This is a genomic window from Promineifilum sp. (SeqCode) (genome assembly GCF_041918635.1).
In the GTDB taxonomy this organism is placed as follows: domain Bacteria; phylum Chloroflexota; class Anaerolineae; order Promineifilales; family Promineifilaceae; genus Promineifilum.
The window spans coordinates 1-5,106 of record NZ_JAYRVJ010000461.1 but is presented as its reverse complement, the minus strand read 5'-3'; the positions used below and the strand labels follow the sequence as shown (position 1 = coordinate 5,106).

5 protein-coding genes are annotated in these 5,106 nt (G+C 67.2%); 4 read left to right on the top strand and 1 reads right to left on the bottom strand.

Going from position 1 to position 5,106, the window contains the following annotated elements:
• Window positions 1-34 precede the first annotated feature (34 nt).
• The gene (locus tag ACE3UY_RS14080; RefSeq protein WP_374688144.1) at window positions 35-634 is read right to left on the bottom strand and encodes a nitroreductase family protein; all 600 of its coding nucleotides are present in this window, start codon (window positions 632-634) and stop codon (window positions 35-37) included.
• Window positions 635-894: 260 nt separating this feature from the next.
• Between ACE3UY_RS14080 and ACE3UY_RS14075 the strand changes: the two genes are divergently transcribed.
• From ACE3UY_RS14075 to ACE3UY_RS14060, 4 genes are all read left to right on the top strand, one after another.
• Window positions 895-1,713, top strand: a complete 819-nt coding sequence (locus ACE3UY_RS14075) for a hypothetical protein (protein WP_374688143.1) — start codon at window positions 895-897, stop codon at window positions 1,711-1,713.
• Window positions 1,714-1,731: 18 nt separating this feature from the next.
• Window positions 1,732-2,187, top strand: coding sequence for an archease (locus tag ACE3UY_RS14070; RefSeq protein ID WP_374688142.1), 456 nt, complete (start codon window positions 1,732-1,734; stop codon window positions 2,185-2,187).
• Window positions 2,188-2,288: 101 nt separating this feature from the next.
• Entirely contained in the window at window positions 2,289-3,737 is a 1,449-nt protein-coding gene (locus tag ACE3UY_RS14065; RefSeq protein WP_374688141.1) for an RtcB family protein, read from the top strand.
• 163 nt (window positions 3,738-3,900) lie between these two features.
• A complete protein-coding gene (locus ACE3UY_RS14060) occupies window positions 3,901-5,010 on the top strand; it encodes a glycosyltransferase family 9 protein (RefSeq protein WP_374688140.1) in 1,110 nt (369 codons plus the stop codon).
• Window positions 5,011-5,106: the final 96 nt, after the last annotated feature.

Here is a 5,106-nt window from a genome sequence, read left to right as displayed (position 1 = left end):
TGAGCGATCTCCCCTGCAACCTGGCCCCTGGAACCTATCTGAAGAGGACGCGCGTTTCCAATGGAGCGCGCGCCTTTTCTTTTGTCTCGGCCGGGTAGCCGGCAGTAATCACGCCTTGCGGCTGCCAGTCGGCGGGGAGGGCCAGCGTCTCGCGCACGGCGTCGGCGCAGAAGAGGGGGGCGCACAGCCAGCATGCGCCCAGGCCCAGCGCGTGGGCGGCCAGCAGCAGGTTTTGGCCGGCCATGGCCGCGCCCTGAGCGGCCATCGTTGATTCATGGCGTTGGCGGCGTTCGTCGGGGTAGATGTCCATGTCGGCCAGCGTCAGGCAGACGAGGATGAGCAACGGCGCGCCGGTGATGCGAGCGTAGGAGCGGGCGGCATCGCGCTCGATGGCCTCGGCTGGCACGCCGTCAGCGGTCAGGTCGCGCCGCAGCCGCTCGCCCATTGCGGCCGCCAGCCGGCGCTTCGTCTCGTCTGTCTCGATGACGACGAAGCGCCACGGCTGCCGGTTGTGGGCCGAGGGAGCCCAGGTGGCGGCCGTCAGCAGTTGGTGGATGGTCTCGCGCGGGACGGGGCGCGCCTCATAGCGCCGGATGGAACGGCGGTCGCGGATCAATGTCAGGATTTCGGTCATGTTCGGATTGTCCAGACCTCTGAGGTTTGCCGCAAACCTCAGAGGTCTGGACAAGCAAAGAAGCCCTGGGGGGAGCCAGGGCTTTTTGCGGGAAGAGGAGAAAAAGGAGGACTATTGGTGTTGCTGAAATATGTCGCTATGATACCCGGCATGAACCCCGCCGTCGCGCAACTTCGCTACAGGCCAAGTGTAAATTACTTTACACTCTGCCTTTCTGGCAATCTGCGTAATCTGCGAAATCTGCGGATTCTTCCTCTTCCATGAGCGAGACTTGCCCTAATTGCGGCAAACCCGTACTGCCCACCGACACCGTCTGCTGGCACTGTGGCTACACCCTGCCGGCGCGCCCCAAGGCCAAGCCGGCCGCCGCGCCGCGTCCCCCACGCGCCCGCTCGGCTGACGCCAAGCCCCCGGCCGACTACGATCTGCGCGCCCTGGCTGTCTATGGTCTGCTGACGCTGGGCATCATCCTGGCGCTGTGGCTGGTCATGCGCGCACTGGGGCAGCAGCCGCTCCTGGTGCGCAGCGCCGGCCTGCGCCTGGGCGACGATTGGATCACCGTAACAGACACCGACTTACGCTACACCCTCAGCCTGCCCGCCGACTGGCAGTGGCTCGACGCCGCTTACCGCGACCAGAGCGAGATGCTGGACACGCTGCTCGGCCGTCAGCCTTACATCCAACGCGCCCTCCGGCCGCTCAGCGGCGGGGCGGGTGACGTGGATATTCTGGGCGTCGTCGTTGGCGCGCCGACGCTGGAGGAAGTTGAACCGCAGCCGTTCGTCGTCGTGGCCCGCAGCGAGGCGTTGCGCGGCCTGAGTCCGCAAGAGGTGCTGGATCGGCTGGCGGCCGAAGCGTTGCCCGTCAGCGACACGGCCATCGACACGCGCCTCTCCCGCCAGCCGCAGGCCCGCTTTACCACGCTCGACACGCCCAACCAGGAGCGGTGCCGCCACCTGTTCGTCGCCGACGACGCGGCCGGCTACCTGGTCGTCGCCTGCGCCCCTCTGACCGACTTTCCCACTCTGCGGCGCACGCTGGATGATACCCTCGATAGTGTCCAGTTGCTCCAGCGCTGAACCGGCTATAATGGGCACATGAACCCGGATGAATCCCCCCACGATCCCGAACCGCCGCCGGATGCCATCGAGCAGATAGACCACACCGCCGACTGGTCGTTCGCCGCCCGCGGCCGCGACCTGGAGGAACTGCTGCGTAACACCACCCGCGGCATAGGGCTGCTGCTGCTCGACGAGGGCTACTGGCTCATCCCCAAGGCCGCCGAGTCGCGGCGCGTGACGCTGGAGGCCGAGGACGCCGAAGGGCTGCTGGTGGCCTGGATGAACGAGATCGCCTACTTCGCCGAGCGCGACGGGTTCATTGTCCGCGAGATGGAAGTGGGCCAGTTGACCTCGACCGGCGTCTCGGCCATCGTGCGCGGCGGGCGCGCGGCCGAGATGAACAAGCACATCAAGGCCGTCACCTATCACGACATCGCCATTCGCACTATCCCCGATGGCCGGCTGGAAGTGACGGTCGTACTGGACGTTTAAGAAGAGTGATCCGCAGATTAGGCAGATTTTCAGAGGGTGCTTCTGAAATCTGCCTAATCGGCCAAATCTGCGGATGGTTATTCTTGCTAAGGAGTCTACGGATGAAACCTGGAGACCTGAAGCGGCTATCGCCGTTCCTGTACGAGATACCAAAGGCCCACCGGAGCGACATGCGCGTACCGGCGCGCTTCTATGCCGACGCCGAACTGCTAGAAGCGGCCCTAGACGACAAGAGCCTCGACCAACTCGCCAACAGCGCCACGCTACCGGGCATCGTCGCCTACGCCCTGGCCATGCCCGACATCCACCAGGGGTACGGCTTCCCCATCGGCGGTGTGGTGGCGACGGCCGTGCCCGACGGCGTCATCTCCCCCGGCGGCGTCGGCTACGACATCAACTGTGGCGTCCGGTTGCTGGGCACGCACCTGCGCCGCGACGAGGTCGCGCCCTATCTGGACGATCTGGCGACGCAACTCCAGCGCAACTGCCCCCACGGCGTCGGTCGAGGCGGCCGGTTCCCGCTGACTCAGAAGCAGTTGGAGGACGTGGTCGTCAACGGGGCGCGCTGGGCGTTGAAGCAGGGCTATGCCACCGAGACCGACCTCGACCGCACTGAGGAGAACGGTCGCATCGCCGGAGCCGATCCCGGCAAGATCAGCGCCCGCGCTTACGAGCGCGCCCGCGACCAACTGGGCACGCTGGGCGCGGGCAACCACTTCATCGAAGTCGATGTGGTGGATGAGATCTTCGACGAGACGGCTGCCGGGCGCATGGGCCTCTTTCCCGGCCAGATCGTGGCCCAGATTCACTGCGGCTCGCGCGGCTTCGGCCACCAGGTGTGCACTGACTACGTGGCCCGCTTCCAGCGCGTCGTGCACCAATACAACATTCAGCTGCCCGACCGCGAGTTGGTCTGCGCCCCGCTGAGCAGCCCGGAGGGTCAGGACTATCTCGCGGCTATGAAGGGCGCGGCCAACTTCGCCTTCTGCAATCGCCAGTTGTTGACCCACCTCATCCGCGGGAGCTTCGCGGACGCCCTGGCCGGCAAGGTAGACAACCACGGCGTCTACCAAATTTACGACATCGCCCACAACATGGCGAAGATCGAGGAGCACGTGGTCGACGGCCGGCGCATGACCGTCTGCGTCCACCGCAAGGGGGCCACGCGCGCCTTCGGCCCTGGCTCGCCTGTCCTGCCCGACGTTTACCGCGACATCGGCCAGCCGGTGCTGGTTCCCGGTTCGATGGGCACGGCCAGTTGGGTGCTGGTGGGCACGGAAGGCTCCATGTCGCAGACCTTCGGCTCCACCTGCCACGGCGCGGGCCGGATGATGAGCCGCTCGCAGGCCAAGCGACAGGTGCAGGGGGGCGATCTGCGCCGCGACCTGGAGGCGCGCGGCATCCGCGTGCGCGCCGGCAGTCTGGCCGGTCTGGCTGAGGAAGCGCCATCGGCCTACAAGGACGTGGATCGGGTCATCGAGGTCGTCCACGGCGCGGGGATCGCCCGCAAGGTGGCGCGGCTCGTGCCGGTGGCTGTGGTGAAGGGGTAAGAGGGAAGAATCCGCAGATTACGCAGATTAAAAGCTGCTCGAAAGCGTTTTGTGCTTCCGTCAACGCGATTGCCAATGGAGAGGGCGGACAAGAGGAACACAGAGGGACACGGAGATCGCCCAGAGTTCCACAGAGGAAGAGTACAGGGGGCGGCGTAGAGACATGTCGGGCGGTGACCGGGCGGAGGAGAAAAGGGGGCGCTGGTCGTGGCGGTTGGGCGACCGGCGGACGGCGTTCGCCCCGCCGCGCAAGGCGCTCATCCTGCAACCCTGCTGTTTGGGCCGGGTCATGCTGACCACGCCGCTGCTGGCCGCGCTCAGCGACGCGTTCCCGGCGGCGCGCTTCGATTGGGCCATCAGCGATTGGGCGCGCCAGGCGATCAGCAGCAACCCCCGCGTTACCCGCACCATCCTCACCGGCCCGGGCGACTTGGCCGGCAACGACCGCGAGGCGATGCGTGCCTTTTTGGACACAGTGCGTGCTGAGGGGTACGACACCTGTTTCATCCCTTCTCAAGCCAAGGAACTGGTTCGCGCCGCGGCGGACGCGGACATCCCCCAGCGGGTTGGGCTGCAAGGCGCCGGGCGGGGGCACACGCTGGCCGTCCAGCCGCCGCCGGGCGAGCGCCAGACGGCGCGGGTCTATCTGGCGCTGGCCGCCGCCGCGGGCGTGGGCGCGGCGGCGCTGGAGGCGGCCGAGATGGAGTTCACCCCGCCCGATCGCGACCGGACGGCTATCACCCGCTGGTTGGTGGAGGAGTTCGATTGGCTGGGCGACACGCCGCTGGTGGTGCTACACCCCGGCGGGGGCGACAACCCGTTGGAGAGCGCGCTCAACAAGCGCTGGCCGGCCGAGCGTTTGGCCCGGCTGGGCAACTATCTGGCGCGGGTTCACGGAGCGCGGGTGGTGTTGGTGGGGTCGGCCGAGGAGCGGGGCCTGGCCGGGCAGGTGGCGGGGATGATGCCCGTCCGTTGCGCCAACCGGGCGGGGCAAATCGGCCTGGGGGAGTTGGGGGCGCTGTGCGAGTTAGCCAGCCTCTATGTCGGCAACGACAGTGGGGCCACCTGCGTGGCCGCGGCCACCGGCTGTCCGACGCTGGCGATCTATGGCCCCACCGATCCAGCCATCACCGCGCCCTACATGGTCAACGGCCGCGTCGTCACCCTCTGGCGGCCCTATGAGGGGGCATTCTCCTGGGCCAACGGGGTTTCGGTGGACGAGGCCACCGCGGCGGCCGACCAGCTGCTCCTGGCTCACGCGCCGGCCGGATAGGGACTGGTGGTTAGGGACTAGGGACTAGTGAAGAGCGCTCTTCCCTAGTCCCTAACCCCTAGTCCCTAGTTTCTCCTCCAGGGACTTCAGCGCCGC